This is a genomic window from Mesorhizobium sp. WSM4816 (assembly GCF_055811535.1).
Genome location: NZ_JBVVQR010000010.1, coordinates 114,960 through 139,201, shown reverse-complemented (window position 1 = coordinate 139,201; position 24,242 = coordinate 114,960). Strand labels below are relative to the sequence as shown.

The 24,242-nt window shown below is 64.5% G+C and carries 25 protein-coding genes; 8 read left to right on the top strand and 17 right to left on the bottom strand.

Annotation, left to right across the window (positions count from 1 at the left end; genetic code table 11):
• Positions 1–34 precede the first annotated feature (34 nt).
• The 13 genes from AC0L3H_RS14160 to AC0L3H_RS14100 all read right to left on the bottom strand — a co-directional run bounded on the left by AC0L3H_RS14160 (position 35) and on the right by AC0L3H_RS14100 (position 10,821).
• Positions 35–1,534 (bottom strand): helicase HerA domain-containing protein, encoded by a 1,500-nt coding sequence (locus tag AC0L3H_RS14160; protein WP_473585861.1) that lies wholly within the window; start codon positions 1,532–1,534, stop codon positions 35–37.
• A gap of 105 nt (positions 1,535–1,639) precedes the next feature.
• Complete coding sequence (gene arsK, locus AC0L3H_RS14155) at positions 1,640–2,872, bottom strand: arsenite efflux MFS transporter ArsK (protein ID WP_473585860.1); 1,233 nt, start codon at positions 2,870–2,872, stop codon at positions 1,640–1,642.
• Entirely contained in the window at positions 2,869–4,302 is a 1,434-nt protein-coding gene (locus AC0L3H_RS14150; protein ID WP_473585859.1) for an NAD(P)-binding domain-containing protein, read from the bottom strand. Before AC0L3H_RS14150 ends, arsK begins: the two co-directional genes overlap by 4 nt.
• Before the next feature lie 50 nt (positions 4,303–4,352).
• Positions 4,353–4,673 (bottom strand): ArsR/SmtB family transcription factor, encoded by a 321-nt coding sequence (locus tag AC0L3H_RS14145; RefSeq protein WP_023800502.1) that lies wholly within the window; start codon positions 4,671–4,673, stop codon positions 4,353–4,355.
• A gap of 69 nt (positions 4,674–4,742) precedes the next feature.
• On the bottom strand, positions 4,743–5,459 hold the full coding sequence (gene arsH, locus AC0L3H_RS14140) for an arsenical resistance protein ArsH (RefSeq protein WP_473585858.1): 717 nt from the start codon (positions 5,457–5,459) through the stop codon (positions 4,743–4,745).
• Positions 5,460–5,463: 4 nt separating this feature from the next.
• Positions 5,464–5,886 carry an arsenate reductase (glutaredoxin) gene (gene arsC / locus AC0L3H_RS14135; protein WP_473585857.1) on the bottom strand — a complete coding sequence of 141 codons (423 nt, stop codon included), beginning with the start codon at positions 5,884–5,886 and terminating at the stop codon, positions 5,464–5,466.
• Positions 5,883–6,572, bottom strand: a complete 690-nt coding sequence (locus AC0L3H_RS14130; RefSeq protein WP_473585856.1) for an aquaporin — start codon at positions 6,570–6,572, stop codon at positions 5,883–5,885. Before AC0L3H_RS14130 ends, arsC begins: the two co-directional genes overlap by 4 nt.
• A 4-nt stretch (positions 6,573–6,576) precedes the next feature.
• Positions 6,577–7,083, bottom strand: coding sequence for an arsenate reductase ArsC (locus AC0L3H_RS14125; protein ID WP_473585855.1), 507 nt, complete (start codon positions 7,081–7,083; stop codon positions 6,577–6,579).
• Between the two features lie 15 nt (positions 7,084–7,098).
• Positions 7,099–7,431, bottom strand: coding sequence for an ArsR/SmtB family transcription factor (locus tag AC0L3H_RS14120; RefSeq protein WP_077380823.1), 333 nt, complete (start codon positions 7,429–7,431; stop codon positions 7,099–7,101).
• Positions 7,432–7,595: 164 nt separating this feature from the next.
• A complete protein-coding gene (locus AC0L3H_RS14115; RefSeq protein ID WP_473585854.1) occupies positions 7,596–8,567 on the bottom strand; it encodes an energy transducer TonB in 972 nt (323 codons plus the stop codon).
• Complete coding sequence (exbD, locus tag AC0L3H_RS14110) at positions 8,567–9,025, bottom strand: TonB system transport protein ExbD (protein ID WP_473585853.1); 459 nt, start codon at positions 9,023–9,025, stop codon at positions 8,567–8,569. Before exbD ends, AC0L3H_RS14115 begins: the two co-directional genes overlap by 1 nt.
• Before the next feature lie 15 nt (positions 9,026–9,040).
• Complete coding sequence (exbB, locus tag AC0L3H_RS14105; protein WP_473585852.1) at positions 9,041–10,000, bottom strand: tonB-system energizer ExbB; 960 nt, start codon at positions 9,998–10,000, stop codon at positions 9,041–9,043.
• Positions 10,001–10,029: 29 nt separating this feature from the next.
• Positions 10,030–10,821 carry an ATP-binding cassette domain-containing protein gene (locus AC0L3H_RS14100; protein ID WP_128173647.1) on the bottom strand — a complete coding sequence of 264 codons (792 nt, stop codon included), beginning with the start codon at positions 10,819–10,821 and terminating at the stop codon, positions 10,030–10,032.
• A 229-nt stretch (positions 10,822–11,050) separates the two neighbouring features.
• Between AC0L3H_RS14100 and AC0L3H_RS14095 the strand changes: the two genes are divergently transcribed.
• From AC0L3H_RS14095 to fhuB, 3 genes are read left to right on the top strand one after another with little or no spacing between them, the layout of a single operon-like run.
• The gene (locus AC0L3H_RS14095) at positions 11,051–13,225 is read left to right on the top strand and encodes a TonB-dependent siderophore receptor (RefSeq protein ID WP_473585851.1); all 2,175 of its coding nucleotides are present in this window, start codon (positions 11,051–11,053) and stop codon (positions 13,223–13,225) included.
• 7 nt (positions 13,226–13,232) lie between these two features.
• Positions 13,233–14,114 carry an ABC transporter substrate-binding protein gene (locus AC0L3H_RS14090; RefSeq protein ID WP_473585850.1) on the top strand — a complete coding sequence of 294 codons (882 nt, stop codon included), beginning with the start codon at positions 13,233–13,235 and terminating at the stop codon, positions 14,112–14,114.
• 5 nt (positions 14,115–14,119) lie between these two features.
• Positions 14,120–16,117: a Fe(3+)-hydroxamate ABC transporter permease FhuB gene (fhuB, locus tag AC0L3H_RS14085; RefSeq protein ID WP_473585849.1), complete on the top strand. Its 1,998-nt coding sequence runs from the start codon at positions 14,120–14,122 to the stop codon at positions 16,115–16,117.
• A gap of 52 nt (positions 16,118–16,169) precedes the next feature.
• Here fhuB and AC0L3H_RS14080 read toward each other — a convergent pair whose 3' ends face one another.
• From AC0L3H_RS14080 to AC0L3H_RS14070, 3 genes are all read right to left on the bottom strand, one after another.
• Complete coding sequence (locus AC0L3H_RS14080; RefSeq protein WP_473585886.1) at positions 16,170–17,108, bottom strand: LLM class flavin-dependent oxidoreductase; 939 nt, start codon at positions 17,106–17,108, stop codon at positions 16,170–16,172.
• Between the two features lie 131 nt (positions 17,109–17,239).
• Positions 17,240–17,395, bottom strand: coding sequence for a hypothetical protein (locus AC0L3H_RS14075; protein WP_473585848.1), 156 nt, complete (start codon positions 17,393–17,395; stop codon positions 17,240–17,242).
• 202 nt (positions 17,396–17,597) lie between these two features.
• On the bottom strand, positions 17,598–17,990 hold the full coding sequence (locus AC0L3H_RS14070) for a hypothetical protein (RefSeq protein WP_473585847.1): 393 nt from the start codon (positions 17,988–17,990) through the stop codon (positions 17,598–17,600).
• Between the two features lie 269 nt (positions 17,991–18,259).
• Between AC0L3H_RS14070 and AC0L3H_RS14065 the strand changes: the two genes are divergently transcribed.
• Entirely contained in the window at positions 18,260–20,410 is a 2,151-nt protein-coding gene (locus tag AC0L3H_RS14065; RefSeq protein ID WP_473585846.1) for a DUF294 nucleotidyltransferase-like domain-containing protein, read from the top strand.
• 6 nt (positions 20,411–20,416) lie between these two features.
• Here the strand turns inward: AC0L3H_RS14065 and AC0L3H_RS14060 are convergent, their stop codons facing one another.
• A complete protein-coding gene (locus AC0L3H_RS14060; RefSeq protein ID WP_128181296.1) occupies positions 20,417–21,049 on the bottom strand; it encodes a hypothetical protein in 633 nt (210 codons plus the stop codon).
• 302 nt (positions 21,050–21,351) lie between these two features.
• Here AC0L3H_RS14060 and AC0L3H_RS14055 point away from each other — a divergent pair, with 302 nt between their 5' ends.
• The 4 genes from AC0L3H_RS14055 to AC0L3H_RS14040 all read left to right on the top strand — a co-directional run bounded on the left by AC0L3H_RS14055 (position 21,352) and on the right by AC0L3H_RS14040 (position 24,228).
• Positions 21,352–21,606 carry a DUF4212 domain-containing protein gene (locus AC0L3H_RS14055; RefSeq protein WP_473517142.1) on the top strand — a complete coding sequence of 85 codons (255 nt, stop codon included), beginning with the start codon at positions 21,352–21,354 and terminating at the stop codon, positions 21,604–21,606.
• Between the two features lie 14 nt (positions 21,607–21,620).
• The gene (locus AC0L3H_RS14050; RefSeq protein WP_473585845.1) at positions 21,621–23,486 is read left to right on the top strand and encodes a sodium:solute symporter family protein; all 1,866 of its coding nucleotides are present in this window, start codon (positions 21,621–21,623) and stop codon (positions 23,484–23,486) included.
• 108 nt (positions 23,487–23,594) lie between these two features.
• A complete protein-coding gene (locus tag AC0L3H_RS14045; RefSeq protein ID WP_473585844.1) occupies positions 23,595–23,903 on the top strand; it encodes a YggT family protein in 309 nt (102 codons plus the stop codon).
• A gap of 4 nt (positions 23,904–23,907) precedes the next feature.
• Entirely contained in the window at positions 23,908–24,228 is a 321-nt protein-coding gene (locus tag AC0L3H_RS14040; RefSeq protein ID WP_292483273.1) for a hypothetical protein, read from the top strand.
• Positions 24,229–24,242 lie beyond the last annotated feature (14 nt).

Sequence of the window (24,242 nt, the reverse complement as noted above, 5' to 3'; positions counted from 1 at the left end):
GCGTGGCATTTCCCTTGCGCGCTCGGCCGCCGCCTCACACAGCCAAACGCCCCTGCTCCACCTCCGCAGCACCGGGATCCCCCGGCGCCGTGGCCCAGGCCAGTTCCACCAGCGTCACCGTCCGCCGTCCAACCCCGTCAAGCTGGCAGACGATCAGCCCCTGCTCCTCGATATAGGTCAGCAGGCGCCGGGCGCGGCGCAGCGAGTGCGAGCCGTAGGCGCGGGCGATCGCTGCGTCGCTTGGGCAGGGCCAGCCCTCTTTCGCTGCGCGGGCGATCATCATGAACACGCCTTGCATATCCTCGGGCAGCAGCGAGGCGCGCGCCGAGACGTCCTGCCAGGCGTCATCCCCTGCCATGTCGGAGCCGAGGCCGGCGCGGGCGCGCGTCAGCATGCGGCGAAAGGCGGGCAGGTCCGGCACCACCGAGGCGAGGCCTTCTATCCGGCAGCGGACCACGAACTCCTGATAAAGCACGCCGATGACCCGGAAGCCCGCGTCGGGCTGCGCCAGAACGGCGCGCAGGACACGGTCGACGCGCTCACGCCGCTCCGCCAAATCCTCGGCGCTGATCGGCGGCTCCGACGGTTCGGGGCGGATTTCCAGCGCCGCCGACTTCGCCGCCATCAGCTGATCGAGAAGGTCCGGCGACGACCGGCGCTGCGGCCGGACAGTTTCCGGCGGCGGTGCTGCCAGGATGATGGCGCGTGCGTCCTCAAGGGCTGCTTCCGGCAGCGGCATCAGCCGCGGCGTGCCATTGCGCGGACTTGTGTCGGTCGGGCCGATGCGCAAGCCGAGCGGACGGCGCGACAGCGCCGGGCCGAGCGCCATGAATTGCCCGCGCTCCAGGTCGCGAAAAGCCTCCGCCTGGCGCCGCTCCATGCCCAAAAGGTCGGCGGCGCGCGCCATGTCGATATCGAGAAAAGTCCGGCCCATGAGGAAATTGGAAGCCTCGGCGGCGACATTCTTGGCGAGCTTGGCCAGCCGCTGAGTGGCGATGATGCCGGCAAGCCCGCGTTTGCGGCCTCGGCACATCAGGTTCGTCATGGCGCCAAGCGAGAGCTTGCGCGCCTCGTCCGAAACCTCGCCGGCCACAGCCGGCGCGAACAGCTGCGCCTCGTCCACCACCACCAGCATCGGGTACCAGTGGTCGCGGGCGACCTCAAAAAGCCCGCCAAGGAAGGCGGCGGCGCGGCGCATCTGGTTCTCGGCGTCGAGCCCCTCGAGATTGAGCACCGTGGAGACGCGGTGGATGCGCGCCCGCTCGCCGGCGCTCTGCAGGCCGCGCTCGGTATGCTCCTCGGCATCGATCACCAAATGGCCGAACCGGTCGCCCAGCGAGACGAAGTCGCCTTCGGGGTCGATGATGGTCTGCTGCACCCAAGGGGCACTCTGCTCCAGCAGCCGGCGCAGCAGATGGGATTTGCCGGAGCCCGAATTGCCCTGCACCAAAAGGCGCGTCGCCAGCAGCTCCTCAAGATCCAGCGCCGCCGGGGCGCCTGCGGTCGTGTGGCCCATCTCGATCGCAACGGTCATGTCTCGACTCTCCTTACGGAGAGGGCTTATCAACCGCATCACAGCCCGTCGAGCGCCGATGGCCGGCGGTTTCGGGTTGCGCACAGCTCGACGCTGCGCGCGGTGTCAGTTCGCTGATGGAAGCATCACTGGCGCAAGAGGCTGGCGTCTGATCAGGATGATGGCCGAAAAGGCCAGAATGCCGAGCATGCCGACCGCAGCGGTCAGCCAGAGCGAGGATTGGACGCCGATGCCTGCCATCGCCATGGCCAGGGCAAACGGCGCAAGCGCTGACGAGAATTGCCGCGCGGCCGTCACCCAGCCGAGCCGGGCGCCGTAGCGCTCCCGTCCGAACAGTTCCAGCGGCAGCGTGCCACCGACGATGCTGGCAAGGCCCGAGCCCAATCCAAACAGGATGACGAAGGCGATGGCGCCGGCCACCGACGGTGTCGTCGCCAGCAGGACGACAAGGCCGAGCGGCAACAATGTCGCGCCGATGACCGCGAGCCAGGTCTGCGCCAGCCGGCCGCCGAACAGCATGTTGATCAGCCGGCTTGCCACCTGGGACGGGCCGAAAAGCGTGGTGACGACAAGCCCGGCGGAGCCAAGCCCGAGCGCCGCCGTCAGCGGCACCATGTGAACGAGGATCGAGGACAGCACAAAACCCTCGATCGCGAAGCCGCCAAGCATGAGCAGAAACACTCTGCTGCGGTCGCGCGCGGTGAAGGCAACCGGCCCGCCCGCCGGCCCAATGGCCGCAGGTGTCGCCGAAGCGTTTTTGTCCACCCGACGCGACAGTCGTGCCAGCCAGGCATGGATGGGCAAGCAGATGGCGACGTTGATGCCGGCAAAGACCAGATAGACCTCGCGCCAGCTCAGGTATTCGTGAAGTGCGGCCGTCAGCGGCCAGAACAGGGTGGAGGCGAAGCCGGCGATCAGCGTCAGATGGGTGATGCTGCGCTGCGCCCTGGCGCCACCGATCTGGACGATGGCGACGAAAGCGGCGCTGTAGAGCACGAAAGCGGACGCCAGTTCCATGACCATCAAGGCCAGCACGAAGCTCACCCGGCCGGGTGCTATCGCGCAAGCGACAAGCGCTGCTGCGGCCGCAAGCGAACCAAAGGTCATCACCCGGCCGGCGCCGAAACGATCGGCCCAGCGCCCGGCTGTCGGCGCAAACAGGCCACCCGCCAGCAGCGACGCCGACAGGGCGCCGAAAACCCATTGTTCCGGCCAGGCGAACTCGAGCGCGATCGACGGCACCAGGATACTAAAACTGTAATAGAGCGTGCCGTAGCCGATGATCTGCGTCAGCCCCAACGCCCAGAGTGCGGCAGCCGGGATTTTCCGGTCGCTCATGGAGCGGCGATCTCAAGATCGCCGCTGCGCACTGCTGCGATCGCTTGCGTGCTGCCACAGCCGCACCCAGACTTGCCGCTCGCCTTTGCCTTGGCATCGTCGACGCAACAGGCATCGACAGCAGCCGGCACGGGTCCGCCGCAGCAACCTTGGGACGACGCGCCTGAAAGTGACACCGGCACCGTGCAGACGCCGGTTTTGGGCAACACCAGCTGCACGGCATCGGCGGCAGCCATGTCGCCGGCGAGCGCCGCGGCGACCGAGCGGACCTGCTCATAGCCGGTCAGCAGCAGGAACGTCGGCGCCCGGCCATAGCTTTTGACGCCGACCGTGTAGAAATCGGGCTCGGGGTGGCTGAGCTCGCGATGGCCATGCGGCGGGACGTCGCCGCAGGAATGCTCATTGGGATCGATGAGCGGTCCCAGCGCCTTGACGCCTTCGAGCCACGGATCGAGGTCCAGCCGGAGCTCGCGGGTCAACACGAGATCGGGGCGCTGCCCCGTCGCGGCGATGATCCGGTCGACGGGTCCGAGCGTGCGCAACCCATCCTTTGTCCGGCCTTCGACAGCGAGACGGCCGTCGACCTCACGGATGGCAACAATGGCAAAGCCGGTCACCAGCCGCACGCGGCCGCTCTCAGCGAGTTGCCGTACATCGGAGCCAAGTTCGCCGCGCGCCGGCAGGGCGTCGGCATCGCCGCCGCCGTAGATGCGGACAAGGTCGGTGCTGCGCGTCACCCATAGTGCCGAGGTGCCCGGCCCGGTTTGCGCAAGCCTGTCCAGTTCCAGCAAGGCATTGGCAGCGGAATGGCCGGCGCCGACCACCAATGTCGTGCGACCTGCATAGAGATGACGGTCGCGGCCGAGAACATTTGGGATGCCGTAGGCGATGCGGTCGCCAAATTCCCTCTCACCTTCGGCCGGCAAGCCACCCGCACCGAGCGGGTTCGGCGTCTGCCAGGTGCCGGATGCATCGATCACGGCACGGGCGCTGTCCCGGCGCGTGCCTTCCGCCGTTTCGACCACAAGCATGAACGGCCGCGTCTCCCGCGACTTGCTCAGAACCTTGTCGGCTCCCCAGCGGGAAATGGCGACAACACGGGCACTGGTCTCGATCGACGGCGCCAGTTCGGAAAGCTTTGCCAGCGGCGCGAGGTACTGGTCGACAATTTCATCGGCGGTGGGGAACGCCTCCGGCTCCGGCATTTGCCAGCCGTGGCTCTCGAGAAGTTTTCGGGCGACCGCATCGACGCAATAGCGCCATGGCGTGAAAACCCGCACATGGCCCCAATCCCGAAGGTTCGAGCCGACAGAAGAACCAGCCTCGTAAACCCTAACCGGAAGGCCACGGCTGACCAGTTGGGCGGCCGCCGCCAGGCCAACAGGTCCGCCGCCAATGATAGCGATCGGGAGATCGTTTTCAGAAACCATGACACACCTTCTATGTTTCTAGGATTATAGAAATACCAGTCAAAAAAGAGTTATGCAGCCGCCTCACCGACAGCCGGGCCGCATGCGGCATCGGCACAACATTCATCGGCAAGAAAGCCAAGGAGATCGTTCATCACAGGGTAATTGGCACGGCAAATCAGCGTCGTTGCCTGGCGTTCCTGGGTGACCAGGCCGGTCAGGATGAGCCGGTGGAGATGATGCGACAGCGTCGACGCAGCGATGCCGAGGGCTTCTTGGAGATAACCGACCGGTCTCCCGGTTTCGCCTGCCCGCACCAGCGTGCGATAAAGATTGAGCCGCGTCGGGTTGCCGAGCGCCTCGAGCTGTTTGGCTGCTTGTTCGAGTTTCATAGAAATAAGCTAGCGCCGAAACAGCGCCGCGTCAATACTATTTCGAAAATTATCGAATTAGCAGACGCCTCAAATCGACCGCTGGTTGACCCGCTTGGCGACCGCTTCGGCGCTTTCGACGCGCTCGGAATAACGGTCCGTGAGATAGGCGGACCGATCACGCAAAAGCAGCGTGAACTTCATCAGCTCCTCCATCACGTCGACGATCCTGTTATAGTACGACGACGGCTTCATGCGGCCGGCCTCGTCGAACTCGTTGAAAGCCTTGGCTACCGACGACTGGTTGGGGATGGTGACCATCCGCATCCAGCGGCCGAGGATACGAAGCTGGTTGACGGCGTTGAAACTCTGCGAGCCGCCAGACACCTGCATCACCGCCAGCGTGCGGCCCTGCGTCGTCCTGACGCCGCCGGCCGAGAGCGGCAGCCAGTCGATCTGCGCCTTCATCACTCCCGTCATTGAGCCATGCCGCTCCGGCGAGCACCAGACCTGCGCTTCCGACCAGATCGACAGGTCTCGCAGCTCCTGGACTTTGGCGTGGTCGGCCGAGGTCGAATCCGGCAGCGGCAGGCCGGCGGGATTGTAGATGCGCACCTCGGCGCCCAGGCGGCGCAAAATGCGAGCCGCCTCCTCCGTCGCAAACCGCGAATAGGACCGCTCGCGCAGCGAGCCGTAGAGCATCAGCACGCGAGGTTTTTGGATCGACCGCGGCACGTCGAGCAGCGCCTGCAGGTCGATCGGCCGGAACAGGTCTTCGTCGACGTTCGGCAACGAGTCTTCAGGCATTTGGTCAGGCAACGCGCTTGCCCTGCGCGTCGATGACAACGTCGCCGTCTTCCTTGGCGAACGGCCCGATCTCAGGATTGGGCAGGATGTCGAGAACCGCTTCGGACGGCCGAGCAAGCATGGTGCCAAGCGGCGTCACCACGATCGGCCGGTTGATCAGGATCGGATGCGCCAGCATGAAATCGACGATCTCGTCGTCGGTCCATTTGGGGTCGCCGAGATTGAGCTCGGCGTACGGCGTGCCCTTCTCGCGCAGCAATTGGCGCGGCGTCATCCCCATCGCCGCGATCAGCTCGACCAGCCGTTCACGCGACGGCGGGTTTTTCAGATACTCGATCACCTCAGGCTCTTCGCCGGACTGCCGGATGATGGCGAGCGTGTTGCGCGAGGTGCCGCAGTCGGGGTTGTGGTAGATGGTGATGGTCATTTCGCGGCTCTCATCTGTCTGATTGGTTTGGGCTCAGCGAGCAGCCATCCTGCCAACGCCATGGCAAGCAGCGCGCCCAGCAGCTCGGCGACGAGGAACGCCGACAGGTCAACTGGACGGATGCCCGCGAAGGTGTTTGACACCGCCCGGGCAATGGCGACTGCCGGATTGGCGAACGAGGTCGAGGCCGTGAACCAATAGGCGGCGGTGATGTAGAGCCCGACCAGCCATGGAATGGCATCCGAACGGAAGCGAAGACCGGCGAGAATGGTGAAGACCAGGCCGAAGGCGGCCACCAGTTCCGCAATCCATTGTCCGTTTCCGGTCCGCACGGTTTGCGAGATCTGGAGAATTGGCAGTTCGAACATGGCGTGCGCCAGCAGCGTTCCGGCGATGCCGCCGGCAGTCTGGGCGATCACATAGGCCAGTGCAGCGTTCGCTTCGATTTCCCGCCGCAGCGCAAAAACCAGCGTCACCGCCGGATTGAAATGCGCCCCGGAAATCGGTCCGAGTATGGTGATCAGCACCACCAAAATCGCTCCAGTCGGCAGCGTGTTGCCGAGCAGGGAGAGACCCACATCGTCCGTCAGACGATCCGCCATGATGCCGGAGCCGACGACCGTCGCGACCAGCATTGCCGTGCCGAGCGCTTCCGCGACGATGCGGCGGGACAGGTCAGCCGCCATGATGTCAGCCGGCCTTCGGCAGATCGCGGCCGATTTCATCGAGCCGTTTCTGCAGGGCGAGCTTGTCGATCGTGTTCATCGGCAGGCTGACGAAGATCGAGATCCGGTTGTTGAGCATGCGATAGGCTTCGGCAAAGGCCAGATGCTTTTCGGCCTCGGTGCCGTCCACGGCGGCCGGGTCGGGCACGCCCCAATGCGCGGTCATCGGCTGTCCCGGCCAGACCGGGCAGGCTTCATTGGCCGCGTTGTCGCAGACGGTGAAAACAAAATTCATCTCGGGGGCGCCAGGAGCCGCAAATTCCTGCCAGTCTTTCGAGCGGGCGAAGGACGTGTCGTGGTTGAGGGTTTTCAAAAGCTGGAGCGCGTAGGGATGGACCTCTCCCTTCGGGCGCGATCCGGCCGAATAGGCCCTGAACTTGCCGGCGCCGACACGGTTGAGGATCGCTTCGGCAAGGATCGACCGTGCCGAATTGCCGGTGCACAGGAAAAGCACGTTGTATGGGTCATTCATGGGTGGTCCTCCCTTCTAGCAGTTGCAAGTCACGGCCTGAATGACCGGCTGGCAGAGCTCCGGCGCGCCGTTGCAGCAATCCTCCATGAGATAGGCAAGCAGATCGCGAAAGCCGGTCATGTCCGCGACGTAGCGGATCGTCCGGCCGTCGCGCTCGGCGCGGACCAGGCCGGCATGGTCGAGGACCTTCAGATGCGCCGACATGGTGTTCTGCACCGCACCGAGGCGCGCGGCGATCTCGCCGGCTGGCACACCGTCCGCGCCCGCCCGCACCAGCAGGCGAAACACTTCGAGCCTGGTGTCCTGGCCAAGCGCTGCCAATGCGAGAAGAGCGGTGTTCTTATCCATGTATCCTAGAATCCGGAATTATCGATGTATATGGCGGGTATGTGACAGTCAGATGACAATTGGCACTCGAAAATCGTCGCCGAATGCACAGTACAATAGCGCGCAATCTGCAAACACGACGTAGAAATTGGAAAGCGGCAAATGGCTCTCGGCCGGCGGGCGAATTACCGCAGGTCGAACCTCAACGGCACATTGACACGCGAGCTAACGCCTTCTGGCGGCGCCGGCACTGTAGCGCCCTGCAGCAGGTCGAGTACACCGCGGTCGAGATCAGGGTCGCCGGACGAACCGGTGATGCGAACGGACGTCACTCGGCCGGAGCCGGCCACCATGAAGGAGACGGTCACAGTTCCTTCCGAACGGCGGGCTTTCGCGGCCTTCGGATAGCGCTTGTGCCGATTGAGCCACCTTGTCAGTTGCGAGTTCCACTTCTTGGCGTCCCCGCGTCTCGCAGCCGTTGCCTTGGTCGATTTCGGGGCGGCCGCCCTGGCTGCGGATGTCGCAGCGACACTGGCCGTCGTCCGCGGCGGTGCGGCCTTTTCCTTTTTCGGACGCTTTTTGGCTTCTTTGACAGGCTTCTTCGCCTTAACCTCAGCCGGCTCCTTTACCTCAGTCTTTGCCTGTTTCTTTGGCTTGGCCTCGACGGGTTTGTCGACCGGTTTCGGCTGCGGCAGCGGAACGACCACTTCCGGCGTGACGGCTTCGGCAATTTCGGGCACGACCTCCTCGAGCGGCGGCTGGTCGACCCGTTCGGCCACTGTCGGCGGGGTCGGCTCGACCGTGTCGGCCGGAGCGGCCTCCGACGGCTCGGTGACCGGCTCGGCCTGCTCGACGGGCGGTTCGGGCGAAGGCTCCGTTTCGGTTATCGCGGGCTCCTCGGCCGGGTCCGGCTGATCGGGCGCTATCTCATCCGATATCGGCGCCGGCTCGGCCGGCGTGAGCGCCATTGGCGACAACTCGATCACCTGCGCCTGCGGCGGCCCGCCATCGGGCTCGGCCGGGCGCCAGCTCTGCATCGCATAGCCGACCGCGGCATGCGCCATCAGGACCAGCGCAGCCGCGCCCGCCCACCAGGCGATCTCGCGCGCGCCGAAACGCCGCTGATCGGCCATCGGCAGGGCGGCCGCCGGCGACATTATTGGCCGGTTCCGACTTGCGGCGCCGCGGCATCGCCGGGCGCGGTCTCGAGGCCAACCAGCGCGATCTTCAGATAGCCGGCGCCGCGCAAAAGGTTCATCACCTCCATCAGCTCGCCGTAGCCGACCGCCTTGTCGGCGCGCAGGAAGATGCGCGTCTGTCTGTCGCCTTTTGTCCTGCCGACCAGCGCGGCGGCGAAGGCTGCACGCGGCACGCTGTCGTTGCCGATCGCCAGGCTGAGATCGTTCTTCAGCGTCAGGAACAGCGGCGTCTCCGGTCGAGGCGCAGGCGTTGCGGTCGAGCCCGGCAGGTCGACATTGACATCCACGGTCGCCAGCGGCGCCGCGACCATGAAGATGATTAGCAGGACCAGGATCACGTCGATGAACGGCGTGACGTTGATCTCGTGGTTTTCCTCGAGATCGCCGTCGATGTTCTCTCGAAATCTAGCCGCCATGGCGTCGCTCCGTGTTCATTCCGCGGCCATCTGCTTTGCCGGCGCGACCGTGCGGAAATCCAGATCCCGGCTAACCAGCCGCTCGACCCCTGCCGACGCATCGGCAAGGATCTGCCTGTAGCCAGCTATCGATCGCGCGAAGACGTTGTAGATGACCACCGCCGGGATCGCCGCGACAAGGCCCATCGCCGTGGCCAGCAAGGCTTCCGCAATGCCCGGGGCAACGACGGCGAGGTTGGTGGTCTGCGCCTGCGAGATGCCGATGAAGGCGTTCATGATGCCCCAGACGGTGCCGAACAGGCCGACGAAGGGCGCGGTCGAGCCGATTGTCGCCAGCACGCCGGTGCCGCGCGACATGCGCCGCGCCGCCGCCGCCTCGATGCGCGACAGGCGCGAGGTGACCCGTTCCTTCAGCCCGTCGCCGGACACATGGTCGAGCGAGCCGGCCGAAAGCGCGGTCTCTTCCTCGGCTGCCCGCACCAGCAGGGCGCCAGGACCGTTATTGTGGCCAAGCGCGCGCCCGGCCTGGTTCAACGTCGCGGCATTGCCGATCGCTTGTGCCGCGCGGCGGGCGCGCAGCTTGCCGCCAAGGATCTCCAGCGATTTGGCCAGCCATATCGTCCAGGTGACGAAGGACGCAAAAGCCAACCCGATCATCACCGCTTTCACGACGATGTCGGCCGCCATGAACATGCCCCATGGCGAGAGGTCACGCGGCAGGGTCAGGGACGTTGCCGTCGAAGGGTCAGTCTCGGTAGGCGTGGTCTCGATAGGTGTTGTCACGCCGAGCTGGGTCGCCGGTGGCGCGGCGGCGTCTGGCGCAGCCTGCCCAGGCACTGGAGCCGGCGCCTCTAGTGCCGGGGCCGCGCCCGGTTGCTCCTGGGCGGCTGCCTCCGGTTGCTCCTGGGCGGCTGCGCCGCCGGCCGACAGGATGGCGGATGCGAGCAACGCCGCGAACAAACCATGTCTGGACAAGGGCTTCTTCCTTATTCTCAAGAGTGGCCTCATTGCACATAGCCGATGGGCTGGCCGGTGACGGGGTGCGCAAACACGCCCATCTCGACACCGAAAATTCCTTTGAGCACGTCGCCCTGCATGATCTGGTCCGGCGTGCCGCGCGTCAGCAGCCTGCCGTCCTTCAGCGCGATCAATTCGTCGCAGTAGCGCGCCGCCATGTTGGGATCGTGCAGCACGACGACGACGCACAGGTCGCGCTTGCGGCTGAGGTCCCTGACCAGCCCCAGCACCTCGACCTGATGGGCGATGTCGAGCGCCGAGATCGGCTCGTCGAGCAGCATGACGCCGGCATTCTGCGCCACCAGCATGGCCAGCCAGGCGCGCTGGCGCTCGCCGCCGGATAATTCGTCGACCAGCCGGTCGGTGAAGTCAGCCATATCGGTCAGGACAAGCGCCTCCTCGACATGGCGCCTGTCCTCATGCCCGAAACGACCGAGCGCGCCATGCCAGGGATAGCGGCCGAGCGTCGCCAGTTCGCGCACCGTCAGGCCGGTCGCCGCCGGCGTCGTCTGCGGCAGATAGGCGAGCGCGCGCGCCAGTTCACGCGCGCCCCACTGCACCAGCGGCCGCTGCGCGAAGGTTATGCCGCCCGAGCTTGCCGGCTGCTGGCGCGCCAGGAGCTTGATCAGCGTCGACTTGCCCGAGCCGTTGTGCCCGATCAGCCCATAGACGCGCGAGCGTTGCAACTCGAGTGTGACGGGACCGAGCAGCGTCCGCTCGCCGACAGCGAACCGCACCGCTTCGACATGGAAGGCAGTCTGGGCATGAATTCCTGCCACGGTCTCGGCCTCACTCCAGCTTTGCGCGCATTTCGAAATCCGGTTTTCGGCAATCCGGTTTGCGGGCGCCGATGTCCGGTTGACTATGAAACATGAGTTTACTAGTCAACAATGAAGATGACTTTTGAGTCAACAAAATTTCGTGACGCGCCGGATTTGCGTCGAAACACGAAATGTGGAGCGCGCCGAGATGGTCGTTGGTTCAGGTCGCGGAAGAACTCAAAGCGAAGTGACTGCGCGCCGAAACCTGCTGGTCGCGGCGATGTCGCTGCCGGTGCTGCTTGGCGGCGCTCACGCCGTCGCGCAGGAGGCGACCACCACTCTCGACCCGATCAATATTCAGGAACGCGTCGAAAGCGCCTTTGGGACGGTCGACGGCTATGTCGCCACCCAGGGCTCCACCGCTACCAAGACCGAAACACCGCTGATCGAGACGCCGCAGTCGATATCGGTCATCACCAAAGACCAGATGGAAGCGCAGGCGGTGGACAGCCTGAACAGCGCGCTGCGGTATACGCCAGGCGCAACCGGCAATCTCTACGGCACCGACAATCGTGGCCACGGCTTGCAGATGCGCGGCATTTCGAACTCCAGCGGCGTCTTCTACAAGGACGGGCTGCAGCTCAAGGAAAGCAATTTCACGCTGTTCACAGCGCTCGATTCCTACGGCGCCGAACGCTACGAAATCCTGCACGGGCCGGCATCGGTTCTCTACGGCCAGGCAAGTCCTGGCGGCATCATCAACTATGTCAGCAAGCGCCCGACCGAGGAGAACCTCCGCGAGGTCGAGCTCGGCGCCGGAAGCTTCGACCGCTATGAAGGGAAGTTCGACTTCAGCGGGGCTGTCAACGCCGACAAGTCGCTGCTGTTCCGCCTCACCGGTGCCGCCCACACCGGCGATACGCAGACTGATTTCGTCGAGGACGAACGCATCTTCATCGCGCCGGCGCTGACCTGGCAGCCCGATGCCGATACCAGCCTGACCATCCTCGCCAACTATCAGCGCGACCGGTCCGGCTGGGCGATGCAGTATCTGCCGGCATACGGCACGATCAGGCCGGGCAGGGACGGAAAATACCTGCCGAACAGCATGTTCGTCGGCGAACCGGGCTTCGACACCTACGACAACGACCAGGCGTCGATCGGTTACGAGTTGGATCACCGCTTCAACGAGACGTGGCAGGTTCGCCAGCATGCCCGCTACGTCTATCTGAAGCACTATGAGGAAGGCGTCTTCGGCGGCGGGCTTCTGAATGATGAGGGCGACTATTCCCGCTATGCCGATGCCGGCGGCAGCAAGCTCAGCGGCGTGACCATCGACAACCAGGCGCAGGCCGATTTCGACACCGGGCCGCTCGCCCACACGCTGCTTCTCGGCTTCGACTATAAGCGCTACACCTACCGCGACTATGCCGCCAGCAACGATATGACCGACGATGATTTCAACATATTCGACCCGGCCTATGGCTACCCGGTCGGCGAAATGACGCCCTATACCGACACCGACACCACCCAGTCGCAGGTCGGCCTCTACGCGCAGGACCAGATCAAGCTGGGCAACTGGCGACTGACGCTGGGCGGCCGCCAGGACTGGGCCGACGCGAAAGTCCACGACAATCTGGCCGGCGCTTTCGGTCCCCGCCAGAAGGACGACGCCTTCACCAGCCGCGCTGGTCTGCTTTATCTCGCCGACAATGGCCTTGCCCCTTATGTCAGCTATTCCGAATCGTTCCAGCCGGTGTCCGGCCCCGACAGCAACGGCAATCCGCTCGTGCCCGAAACCGGCAAGCAGTACGAGGTCGGGCTGAAATACCAGCCGGTCGGCTGGAACGCCTTCGTCACCGTTTCGGCGTTCGACCTGGCCCGGCAGAATGTCGTACGTTATGGCGGTGTTGGCGCGCCCAACGACATCTTCCAGACCGGCGAGATCAGGTCGCGCGGCATCGAGCTGGAAGCTGTTGCCAGCCTCGATTCAGGCTTCGATTTCCGGGCGGCCTATACATATCTCGACACCGAGATCACCAGGGCCACCTCGATCACCGTCGATGACGATAGTGGCGAGACAATCAGCGATGAGGGCAACACCCCATTCGGCGTGCCGGAGCATGCGGCCTCGCTGTGGGCGAATTACACCGTCGGCAGCGGCAAATTGGAAGGCTTCGGGCTCGGCGCCGGCATCCGCTATGTCGGCTCGACTTTCGGCGACGACGCCAACACTTTCAAAGTGCCGGCAGTCACGCTTGTCGATGCCGCACTCCACTACGAATGGAGGAACGCCGAGCTGAACCTCAATGTCAGCAATCTGTTCGACAAGCGCTATGTCGCCTCCTGCTACGCGGAAAGCTTCGGCTGCTTTTATGGCGAGGGTCGCCGGATCAACGGCTCGGTGAAGTACACATGGTGACCCGCGCGTGCAGGCCCGGACCCAATTGGCGCCACTGACGCGGCGCCGGTGCCTGGCCGGCCTGGCCGCGACGAGCCTCGGCCTGCGCGGCGACCCGGCGCATGCCGCTCCGCCGCCGCGCGTCGCCTGCCTCGAATGGACCTCGGCCGAGATGGTCATCTCGCTCGGGATCGGCCCGGTGGCGGTCGCCGACTCAAAAGGTTACCGCGACTGGGTCGCGGGACCGGCTCTTCCTGCCGGCTGCCTCGATCTCGGCTCGCGCGGCGAGCCCAATCTCGAACTGCTCCTCGAACTCAAGCCCGATCTTATCACCGGCGCCTATGGCTATGGGCTGGACGAAGCTCCGTTCAGGCGGATCGCGCCGCTGCATACGGTGCCCTTCTACGATGGCACCGAAGCGCCTTATCGCCAGGCCGAGAATGAGACGCTGAAACTTGGCTCACAGCTCGGCCGCAAGGCTGAGGCTCTGCGCCTTGTCCAGGAAACGGCGGCGGCAATCGCCCAGATCAGGGCACAGTTTTCAGGGCGGGCAGACCAGCCGCTCGCGGTGGTCAGCATGTTCGACGATCGTCACGTCCGTGTCTACGGCAAGGGCAGTCTGTTCCAGGACGTGCTCGACAGGTTGAGCCTCACCAACGCCTGGACGGCGCCGACCGATAGCTGGGGCTTTTCCATGCTGGGCATCGAAGAGCTGGTTGCGATCGGCGAGGCCCGCGTGATTTCGCTCGATCCGATCCCGCCGCATGTGAAGATCAGGATCGACCAGAGCAGCCTCTGGGCCAACCTTCCCTGCGTCAAAGCCGGCAACGTCAGGACAATCCCGCCGGTATGGCCGTTCGGCGGGCTAGCCGCCGCTACCCGTTTTGCGACGTTTTTGGCCCGGGCATGACCATCATGCAGTCCACAGCCGGCCATCGTGCTCGTTTCAAGGCAGGGATGCTCGTCGCCCTCGTCGGCGTGCCGGCGGTGCTCGCCGCCTATCTCACCGCTGCCGGGCTTTTGCGCCTGTTGCCCGCCGACATGTGGTGGCAGTCGCTCGGGGCGACCGACTTTGCCGATCCGCGGCAGCTGCTTTACCGGCATGCGTTTCTGCCGCGTTTGGCGATCAGTCTGCTGGCCGGCGCGGCGCTCGGCCTGACCGGCACACTGCTCCAGCAGCTGCTGCGCAATCCGCTCGCCGAGCCGACGACCATCGGCACCAATGCCGGCGCCACCGTCGCCCTGACGATCGCCACGCTCTACGCGCCGTGGATGCTGGAGCAAGGTCGCGAATGGGTGGCGCTCGCCGGCGGCGCCCTGTCGACGCTGGCGGTTTTGGCTCTGGCCCGGGGCCGGAGTTTTTCGCCGGTCGCGATCATCATTTCCGGCCTGGTGGTCAGCCTCACATGCAGTTCGGCGAGCGCCCTGCTGATGGCGGCCAACCGCGAATATTCCGAGGAACTCTTCATCTGGCAGAGCGGTTCGCTAATCCAGAACGGCGATGCCGTGGTGCTCGGGTTCGCGCCATGGCTGGCGATGGCCGGCATTGCTGCCTTCCTTCTGCTCCGGCCACTGCGGCTTCTCGACCTCAGCGACGAGGGAGCCGAAAGCCTCGGCACGAAACCCGTGGTGACACGGCTGGCCGGGATGACCGTCGCCGTCGCGCTGAGCAGCATGGTGGTCGCAGCCGTCGGCGTCATCAGCTTCGTGGCGCTTGCGGCGCCGGCGCTGGTCAGGCTCGCCGGCGCACGGACCCTGCGCCAGCGCATGATCTGGGCGCCGCTTGCGGGCGCCATGCTGTTGTGGCTGACCGACCGGCTGGTGCAGGTCCTGCCGTTTACCTCCGAAATCCCGGCAGGCGTGGCGACTGCTTTCCTCGGTGCGCCGCTGCTGTTTCTTCTCCTGCCGAAATTGCGCACCAGCCCGGATCGGGACGGCACCATGCTGGCTTCCGTGCGCAGGCGCAGCGGGTGGGCCTATCTGCTGCTGGGGCTCGTCGCGATGGCGCTTCTTCTCTGCGCCGCGCTTGTTGTCGGGCGAGGCGCGACCGGCTGGCACGTGGCCTCGGCCGCCGAACTTGCCGACCTGCTGCCGCTCAGAGCGCCTCGCATCGTCGTAGCGGTTTGCGCTGGTATGATGCTGGGCGTGGTCGGCACGCTGATGCAGCGGATGACCGGCAATCCGATGGCGGCGCCCGAGGTGCTGGGTATCTCAGGCGGCGCCTCGCTAGGCATCCTGCTGCTCTTCGTCGCGACTTCTGATGTCAACCGTCCGGCGATGATCGCGGCCGGTCTCGTCGGGGCGCTGGTCAGCCTGGCGATGGTTTCGCCGGCCGGCCGCCAGCAGCCTCTCGCGCCTGATCGGTTGCTGCTTTCCGGGGTCGCCGTGGCGACGATGGCGTCGGCATTCTCGGCGGTGATGCTCGCCAGCGGCGATCCTCGGCTCGATACGCTGATCGGCTGGCTGTCCGGCTCCGCCTACCGGGCCACCGCCGCCGATGCCACAATCGCCGCCGTGGCGGCGACTGCTCTGCTCGCCATCGTGCCCCTCACCAGCCGCTGGCTGGAAATCCTGCCGCTTGGAGAAGCCGCCTCGCGCGGGCTCGGGCTTGGCCTGTTTCGCGTGCGGTTCGTGCTCCTGGTGCTTATCTCGGTGCCGACGACAATAGCCACGCTGGTCATCGGGCCGCTGAGCTTCGTCGGATTGATGGCGCCGCACCTGGCCCGCATGCTCGGTCTTCAACGCGCCTTGCCGCAGCTTTTCGCTTCCGCGATGCTTGGCGGGATGATGCTTGTCTCGGCCGACTGGGCCGGCCGGATGCTGATTTTCCCGTGGCAGATTCCGGCGGGTTTGCTTGCTGCCCTGGTTGGCGGGCCTTACTTCATGGTGCTGATGTGGAAAGGCCGGCAATGAGCGGCCCCGCCACGCGCTTCGGGTTGGCGACCACAAAGCGCATAGCACGCGCTCAGCCGGCGCGTGCTTCGCGGATCACGCGAGGCGCAATCGCCCCGGGCGGTGGAGCCTCGCGGCGCGCCAGAGTGTTGCGCAGCAGCGCGATCGTTTCACGGCCAGCCATTGCGATCTCGCGTGGCCTGTCGACGCCGACGATCATGAATTCCTCGATTCCCAGGGCAGCATAAGGAAGCAGGGAAAGCGCGACTTGTGCCGGCGGTCCGACAACTTCGACCGCCTTCTGGCCGGAAACGTTGCCCTCCGAACGGATCCGGACGGGAAGCGCGAAACGCAGCTTGCCGGCCCGACCGTGTTCGGCGGCGGCATTGCGCACCCGCTCCATCAGTTGCCGGATCTCGTCGAGCGAACCCGGCGTCAGCTCGAAGACATCGGCATGCCGCCCGGCGACCCTGAGCGCCGTTCCGGACCGTCCGCCCATGCGGACGCTCACGCCGGCGCTACGCGGCCCCTTGCGCGGCACATAGCCGCCGCTGACGCTGTAGAAGGCGCCTTCATGGTCGAACGGCCTGTCGTTCGACCACAACCGTTTCAGCAGCACCAGATATTCATCGACGCGCTGCCAGACGACCGTATGACCGACCGGACGCGTTTCGGCATCGTCGTCGTTCAGCGGCTCGCTGAGCATCCTGAGCGACAGCCGACCGCCGCTTTTCGCGTCGAGGGCCGCCAATTGCCGTGCCGCCACCGTCGGGTCGATCACACCAGCCCAATGCGTGAGAACGATCTCGAGCGAAGAAGTGCGGTCCAGCGCCCGGGCGGCAATATCCATATTGGTCAGCAGCCCAGCCGGATCGTCGACGACGATTTTCTGGAAACCGATGTCCTCGATCAGCGACAGCTTTGTCGCGGTTTCCGCGAAATCGTAGAAAAACGGGGCGGTTGGGTCGGCCGGGTGAGTTTTATCGGGAACATGCGTGAACTCGAACGGCATTGCCATCTCCTCCATCACGTTGGGGTCAGGCGCGCGAAAGCGCACCGGGACTCGGTTCATTCAACTCCGATATCGCGAAACGGCAGACAGCTATCCCTTTAGTCAGGCCCGATGACTCGCGGGCTCCACAGTCAGGGAACAAAACCCAGAACGACCGCCCCGGTGAACACGAACGCAAGGGCAAAGACGAGATAGGCAAAGGCGCCCGCATAGGCCGGCCGCCAAGTCTGCTCGGAACCGAGCCTTTGGCCTTTGTGGGCAGTGTGGGCGTTCTGGAAATAGGACATATCGACCTCCGTCTCGGCAGTTAATCTATTAATTTAGTAGACTTTGTCGATTGCTATTTTCCAGCGATCCTTAGAATGTTTTTCTCCAACCTGAGGACAATTTGGTTTGTTTGCTGCTTAGCGCGGCACTTTCCGAGGCCGATCGGCCCGATGGCAAAACGCCCGGTCGTGCGGGCGGGCAGGGATTGGGCGGAGCGGCGGCCTAGTTGGCGGGCGGCCTGTAAGCTTCCAGGCCGAACAGCATCAGCACGAGCGACACAAGGAAGAACCCGACCGCGACGCCGAGCGCGATCCGGGCGTAGAGTCTATAAACGTCGCCCATGATGGTGCCGAACACCCGTCGTGCCGAGGCATCGGCTGGGCGCGATTTCTCATTGAGGTAGAGCCAGACTTCGGTGTGCTTGGGATTTTTGAAGGCTGCGGTCGTGGCTTTCCACATCAGCGCCAGAACCATGGTCAGCGTGAGGAACGCGCCGGAGCGAAATGCAGACACCGGGTTGAAGGAGAATCCGACCATGACACAGCCAATGGCAAGCGAGCCGAACATGACGGCGCGCCCGATGCACCCCACAGCAACCCGCCTGATCTCATCCATCGGCGCCCTCGGCAGCAAGCTCGCCGACAATGTGCGAGCGCTGCGACCGTATCAAATCACTTTAAGGCGAATGTGCCGCCTGGACGTGCAGGCGCGCTACTCCCCGGCGCAACATTGCGAACGCCATGGCCTGACTTCGGCCATCGACGCGGCCCGCCGGCGCGCTCTATGTTGCATGGCAAGCCGGATCGAACCTTTTCGCACCGACAGGCGCTGCCTCGGACAGGCATTGTCTGGGCAAGACAACCGGCAGAGGAAGGCTATCGGCTATGCCGAAGGAGACGGAATTGAAGCCGCCGAGCGGCGCGACACCGCTGATAGCAATTGCGGCTGCCGCCGTCGACACCGAAACAACCGGGCCCGACGCCACCAAGGCGCGCGTGGTCCAGATTGGCGCGATCGGCATCGCGCATGGCAAGGTCGTACGGCAAGCTCAGCTCGATCTGCTCATCGATCCCGGTGAAGCAATCCCGTCCGAGGCTTCGCTCGTCCATGGCATCACCGATGCCGATGTTGACGGAGCCGGCAGCTTCCCGGATGCATGGGCACAATTCCAGGAGTTCGTCGGCGACCGCATCCTCGTTGGCCATTCGATCGGCTTCGACCTGGCGGTATTGGAGCGCGAATGCCGAAGCGCCCGTTTGCCCTGGAAAAAGCCTCGGGCGCTGTGCGTCCGGCTTCTTGCGACCATAGCAAATCCCAATCTGGCAGACCATTCTCTGGAAACGATCGCCGGGTGGCTTCGCCTGGAGATAACCGGCCGGCATTCGGCTCTGGGCGATGCGATTGCGGCCGGGGACATCTTTGCCGCGCTGATTCCGGAGTTGCGTAAGCGCAACATCCGAACACTTGGAGAGGCCGAGGTTGCCTGCCTTGCCCTTTCGGACGCTCTCGAAGCCGGCCATCGCGCGGGCTGGGCCGAGCCGGTGTCGCGACCCCAGGCTCCCGCGTTTCAGCCGGTTGATCCCTATGCCTATCGCCATCGCGTCGGCAGCCTCATGAGCAGCCCGCCAGTCGTGGTGAAGTCGACCAAACCGACAAGGCAGGTCATCGACCTCATGGTCAAGCGCAAGATCAGCTCGGTCCTCGTGTCCGAGCGTGGAACGCCGGATCAAGCGATCGAGGCGTATGGCATCGTTACCGAGCGTGACCTGCTGCGCCGCATGTCGTCCGACGCCGAGCAGGCTTTTGACATGCCGGTCGGAAACATCGCAGCGCGACCGCTGATAAGCATCCGCGCCGCCGCCTTCGCTTACCGGGCGATCGGCCGCATGGATCGGCTGAAAGTCCGCCACCTCGCCGTCCGCGACGACGGTGGCATGCTGGTCGGCGTGCTTTCGGCGCGCGACCTGTTGAGGCTCCGCGCCGCCGCTGCCATCGATCTCGACGACACCATCGAACATGCCAGGGATGCCGCCGAACTGGCGGCCAGTTGGTCGATGCTGCCGGGCGTGGTACGTTCGCTCCTCGGCGAAGCAATCGACCCGCGCGTGGTGGCGGAAATCATCAGCGACGAACTTTGCTCGCTTACCCGCCGCGCCGCCGTGCTTGCCGAACAGCAGATGCAGATCGAAGGCCACGGCCCGCCGCCCTGCGCCTACGCCGTGCTCGTGCTCGGCTCAGGCGGCCGTGGCGAAAGCCTGATGGCCCCCGACCAGGACAACGCAATCGTCTTTGCAGCTGGCGAGCCGGATGGGCCCGAAGATCGCTGGTTCAAGAACCTCGGCGCCAGGCTCGCCGACATGCTCGACATCTCAGGCGTGCCATATTGCAAAGGCGGGGTAATGGCCTCGAATGCCGCATTCCGCGGTAGCCTCTCCACCTGGAAGCGGCGCGTCGAGGATTGGGTTCGCCGCCTGCGGCCTCAGGACCTGCTCAACGTCGATATCGTCTACGACCTGCGACCGGTGCATGGCGACACCACGCTGGCCGCGCAGTTCGTCGAATATGCCTATGACCGTGCCCACGCCGAGCCGGCGTTCGCGAAGCTGCTCGGCGAGCAGATGACGACCGGCAATCCCTTCACTGTCTTTGGCGGCCTTCAGCTTGAAAATGGCCGGCTGGACATCAAGAAGCATGGCCTTTTTCCAATCGTCGCGACCGCACGCACGCTCGCAATTCGCCACGGCATCCGCGAGCGGAGCACGCGTGCCCGGCTCGAGCAACTGATCGCCCTGGATATTGGCGGCGAGCCCGACATGAAGGCGATGCTGGCCGGCCACGCCATGCTGGTCGGCTTGCTGCTCGCTCAGCAGACGCATGACATCTACGCCGGTATACCGGTATCCAACCGCGTCGAGATCAATGCGCTGGCGCGCGAGCAGCAGGCGCAGCTCAAGACACTCATCAAGCGCCTTCAGTCGGCACCCGACCTGGTGCGGGACCTGATGTTCGCATCGCCGGCGACGCTCGGACAGTAAACAAACTCAGCTGCGCGCGGCGCCAAGCAATTGGTCGACGAGGGCGCTGCGGTCGGCCTGCACCAGGAAATCCTCATGCGCGCGCAGCAGATTCATTCTCAGGAAATTGAAGATATAGTCGTAATCGTTGGTCAGCAGATTGGGGTGGATCGGGACCATCTCGAAAACCGTTCGCGCCAGCGGCTCGGGGATCTCGCGCACCGGGCGCGGCGGGCCGATCTGGGTGGCGGCGAGGCGCTGGCGGGTGAGCTCGGCGGCGTCCTCCCAGAAAGTGGCGGGCGAGCCCGCCGGAACGGCATATTTGGAGAAGCTTGCCAGGGCGACTTTTTCCAGCGCCGCTGGCAGGCCTCGCTGGCGCAAGCCGGCGGGTTCGCGCAGCGCACCCTCCACCATTTCCGCCACCATCGCGTAACACGCAGGGTAGGCGCGCCAGCGTGAATGGTTGAGCGCCGCCTGGAACTCCTTCTCGCTGAACAGCTTCTGCCAATAAACTCCTGCTCTGACGCGGCAGAACTCGACGATGCTTTTCTGCGCCAGGAAGGCGGCGCGCGAATCCATGAAGTCAGCCAGTTCGCCGACGCTGACGATCGGCTGCGGCTTGCGCAGGAACTCGGGCAACAAATTGTTCAGCAGGCCCATGGCGCTCTCCCTTCGGTCTTGTTTCCAACCGATGTTGACCGTTTAGCCTCCGCGACGCCGCGCCGCCAGCCCTCTTACCGAATCAAGTCCTCCCACCGATTCTCCAGTCCTCTCACCGATTCTAAAGTCGTATGAACAGGCGCGACAAGAAGTGATACTCCTACAAAGTTACGGTCGGCTGATTCTATACCTGGCCGCGACATATGCCGGAGGGCTTCCGCGTCAGCGGAAGAGGCAAGCGTTAAACGGCGCCTTGCGGTCAAGACGGTTCGCAAGCTGCCAACCAAGGGAGGGTTCAAGCTATGGCGACGCCAGACCGCGTAAGTTATTGGAACAAGACCAAGGGCCTCATGTTCACCATGCTGGGCCTGTGGGTATTCTTCGGTTACGTCATCCACATGTTCGTGGAGCAACTCAACAGCATCGTCATTTTTGGTTTTCCGCTCGGCTTCTACATGGCCGCTCAGGGTTCGCTCATCGCCTTCGTCGTCATGCTGTTCTGGTTCGCACGGCGCCAGAACGCGATCGACGAAGAGCATGGCGTCCATGAAGATTGATCGGGGGAACGTCAATGGCTAACACGACATCTACCACCGCAGGCGGAGGCGACTTCACCTCCAATCTCGGCCGCATCTACGGCATCTACACCGGCGGCTTCATAGCCTTCATCATCTTGATGGCCATCTTGAGCGCCATGGGCGTCGAAAATGTTGTAATCGGCTACCTGTTCATGGGCTTTACCATCGTCATCTACGCGGTGATCGGCATCCTGAGCCGCACCATGCACGTCGGCGAATATTACGTCGCCGGGCGCCGCGTACCGGCGCTCTACAACGGCATGGCGACCGGCGCCGACTGGATGTCAGCGGCCTCCTTCATCGGCATGGCCGGCTCACTCTATCTGCTCGGCTATGACGGCCTCGGTTTCGTGCTCGGCTGGACCGGCGGCTACGTGCTCGTGGCCATCCTCGTTGCGCCCTATCTGCGCAAGTTCGGCGCCTACACGGTTCCCGACTTCCTGTCGGCGCGCTACGGCGGCAATCTTGCCCGCTTCATCGGCGTGATCGTTCTGTTCTCCTGCTCGTTCACCTATGTCGTCGCGCAGATTTTCGGCACCGGGCTGATCTCGGCCCGCTTCCTTGGCATCGACTTCAATGTCGCGGTCTATGTCGGACTGGCCGGCATCCTGGTGTGCTCCATGTTGGGCGGCATGCGCGCCGTCACCTGGACGCAGGTCGCCCAGTACATCGTGCTGATCATCGCCTATCTCATCCCTGTCATCTGGATGTCGACGGTGAAAACCGGCGTGCCGATCCCACAATTGATGCAAGGCCAGGCGCTGGCGAACATCACCGCGCTTGAGACGGCGCAGGGCATCACCGTGCATCACATCACCCCATTCGTGCATGGCGGCTACGATGCCAAGAACTACTTCCTGCTCATCCTCTGCCTGATGGTCGGAACGGCGTCATTGCCGCATGTCCTGATGCGCTACTTCACCACCCCGTCGGTGCGTGAAGCGCGTGTCTCGGTCGCCTGGTCGCTGCTGTTCATCTTCATCCTCTACTTCACCGCGCCTGCCTATGCGGCGTTCGCCAAGTGGACGATGCTCGACCTGGTGGCGTCGGGTCTGACGCCCGAGAACATCGCCGAGAAAGCCGGATGGATGATGCGCTGGGCCGCTGCCGACAATACGCTCGTGCAGATCTGCGGCAAGGCGGCGACAGACTCCGCGGCGATCGTCGCGGCCTGCGCCGAAAAGGGCGTGACGGCACTTTCGTTTGCCGACATCAACCTCAACGCCGACATGATCGTGCTGGCGACGCCGGAAATGGCCGGCATGCCTTACGTCATCTCGGGCCTCGTCGCCGCCGGCGGTCTTGCCGCCGCGCTGTCGACGGCGGACGGCCTGCTGCTAGCCATCGCCAACGCGCTCAGCCACGACATCTACTACAGGATGATCGACCAGAATGCGCCGACGTCGCGGCGCCTGATCGTGTCCCGCATCCTGCTGGTTATGGTCGCCGTGCTGGCCGCCTACGTCGCGTCGACCAAGCCGTCGGACATCCTGTCGATGGTGTCGTGGGCGTTTTCGCTTGCCGCCGGCGGGCTGTTCCCGGCGCTGGTGCTCGGCGTCTGGTGGAAGCGCGCCAACTCGGCCGGTGCGGTCGCCGGCATGATCGCGGGCTTCGGCATCACCATCTTCTACCTTGTCATGACCCAGTACGGCGCCGACTTCGACAAGGCGACGCCGAATATGGAACTGTGGTGGGGCGTGAAGAACATTTCGTCGGCGGCCTTCGGTCTGCCGGTGGGCTTCGTCGTGATGATCATCGTCAGCCTTCTCACCAGGGCGCCGTCCCGGGATATGCAGGATTTCATCGAGGAAATCCGCGTGCCGCGCGGCAAGCAGATGATGGAAGAAAAGACTGCCTGATCGCGCATAGCGATCGGCGCTCAAGGCGGGGTCCGGTGACGGACCCCGCTTTCATTTCGGGGGCGTCGCTGGCATAACGCGGCGCCGCCGCTGCTTGGAAACTCCCCCATGAACGATTTCTGGTCCTATTGGTATTTCCACATCCCGAATTTCGTCCTTGCCGCGGTGATGTACACGCTGATCGGTCGCCTCGTGCTCGGTTTCTTCGTGCCCGAAAGCTGGGACAACTACATCTGGCGCTTCTTCAAGAGTGTCACGGACCCGTTCCTGCGGGCCGTGCGGAGCATTACGCCGTCGATCCTGACCCAGCCGGTGGTGATCGTCTTCAGCGTGCTCTGGCTTATGGCCTTGCGCGTGTTCTATCTCGTCTTGCTGATCAATTTCGGCATTGCGCCGATGGCTTCGCAGGGGGGGTGAGGCAATGGACAGAAATGCTCTTGTGCCGGTCATGGCGGTCGCCATCGTCAACGGCATCTTTTCACCGTGGGTGCTGATGGTGTTCCTGTTCTATCCGGTCTGGTATCCGGGCTGGGCGCCTCCCCTGAGCCAGATCGTCTACATGGCAAGTGCGCTGATCCTGTCGACGATGACCATCATGCTCGCCGGCGTGCCGGCCGCTCTCTATGAGCGCTGGTCGGCGCGCCCCAGGAGCATCGTCGTCGCGTCGATCTGGCTTGCCGGCACGGTTTTGCTGACGCTGCCGGCGCTGCCGAATGTGATGCGGGCGCTAAGCGGTGGCTGAGAATTCCCTTCCCC

Coding starts and splice junctions, on each gene's coding strand:
- AC0L3H_RS14160 (WP_473585861.1), bottom strand. CDS start 1,534: ATGACCGTTGCGATCGAGATGGGCCACACGACCGCAGGCGCCCCGGCG.
- exbD (WP_473585853.1), bottom strand. CDS start 9,025: ATGGCGGCTAGATTTCGAGAGAACATCGACGGCGATCTCGAGGAAAAC.
- AC0L3H_RS14150 (WP_473585859.1), bottom strand. CDS start 4,302: ATGGTTTCTGAAAACGATCTCCCGATCGCTATCATTGGCGGCGGACCT.
- AC0L3H_RS14115 (WP_473585854.1), bottom strand. CDS start 8,567: ATGTCGCCGGCGGCCGCCCTGCCGATGGCCGATCAGCGGCGTTTCGGC.
- arsK (WP_473585860.1), bottom strand. CDS start 2,872: ATGAGCGACCGGAAAATCCCGGCTGCCGCACTCTGGGCGTTGGGGCTG.
- AC0L3H_RS14040 (WP_292483273.1), top strand. CDS start 23,908: ATGGACAGAAATGCTCTTGTGCCGGTCATGGCGGTCGCCATCGTCAAC.
- AC0L3H_RS14125 (WP_473585855.1), bottom strand. CDS start 7,083: ATGAATGACCCATACAACGTGCTTTTCCTGTGCACCGGCAATTCGGCA.
- fhuB (WP_473585849.1), top strand. CDS start 14,120: ATGCAGTCCACAGCCGGCCATCGTGCTCGTTTCAAGGCAGGGATGCTC.
- AC0L3H_RS14055 (WP_473517142.1), top strand. CDS start 21,352: ATGGCGACGCCAGACCGCGTAAGTTATTGGAACAAGACCAAGGGCCTC.
- arsC (WP_473585857.1), bottom strand. CDS start 5,886: ATGACCATCACCATCTACCACAACCCCGACTGCGGCACCTCGCGCAAC.
- AC0L3H_RS14075 (WP_473585848.1), bottom strand. CDS start 17,395: ATGTCCTATTTCCAGAACGCCCACACTGCCCACAAAGGCCAAAGGCTC.
- AC0L3H_RS14060 (WP_128181296.1), bottom strand. CDS start 21,049: ATGGGCCTGCTGAACAATTTGTTGCCCGAGTTCCTGCGCAAGCCGCAG.
- AC0L3H_RS14145 (WP_023800502.1), bottom strand. CDS start 4,673: ATGAAACTCGAACAAGCAGCCAAACAGCTCGAGGCGCTCGGCAACCCG.
- AC0L3H_RS14050 (WP_473585845.1), top strand. CDS start 21,621: ATGGCTAACACGACATCTACCACCGCAGGCGGAGGCGACTTCACCTCC.
- AC0L3H_RS14070 (WP_473585847.1), bottom strand. CDS start 17,990: ATGGATGAGATCAGGCGGGTTGCTGTGGGGTGCATCGGGCGCGCCGTC.
- arsH (WP_473585858.1), bottom strand. CDS start 5,459: ATGCCTGAAGACTCGTTGCCGAACGTCGACGAAGACCTGTTCCGGCCG.
- AC0L3H_RS14130 (WP_473585856.1), bottom strand. CDS start 6,572: ATGGCGGCTGACCTGTCCCGCCGCATCGTCGCGGAAGCGCTCGGCACG.
- AC0L3H_RS14080 (WP_473585886.1), bottom strand. CDS start 17,108: ATGCCGTTCGAGTTCACGCATGTTCCCGATAAAACTCACCCGGCCGAC.
- AC0L3H_RS14065 (WP_473585846.1), top strand. CDS start 18,260: ATGCCGAAGGAGACGGAATTGAAGCCGCCGAGCGGCGCGACACCGCTG.
- AC0L3H_RS14045 (WP_473585844.1), top strand. CDS start 23,595: ATGAACGATTTCTGGTCCTATTGGTATTTCCACATCCCGAATTTCGTC.
- AC0L3H_RS14120 (WP_077380823.1), bottom strand. CDS start 7,431: ATGGATAAGAACACCGCTCTTCTCGCATTGGCAGCGCTTGGCCAGGAC.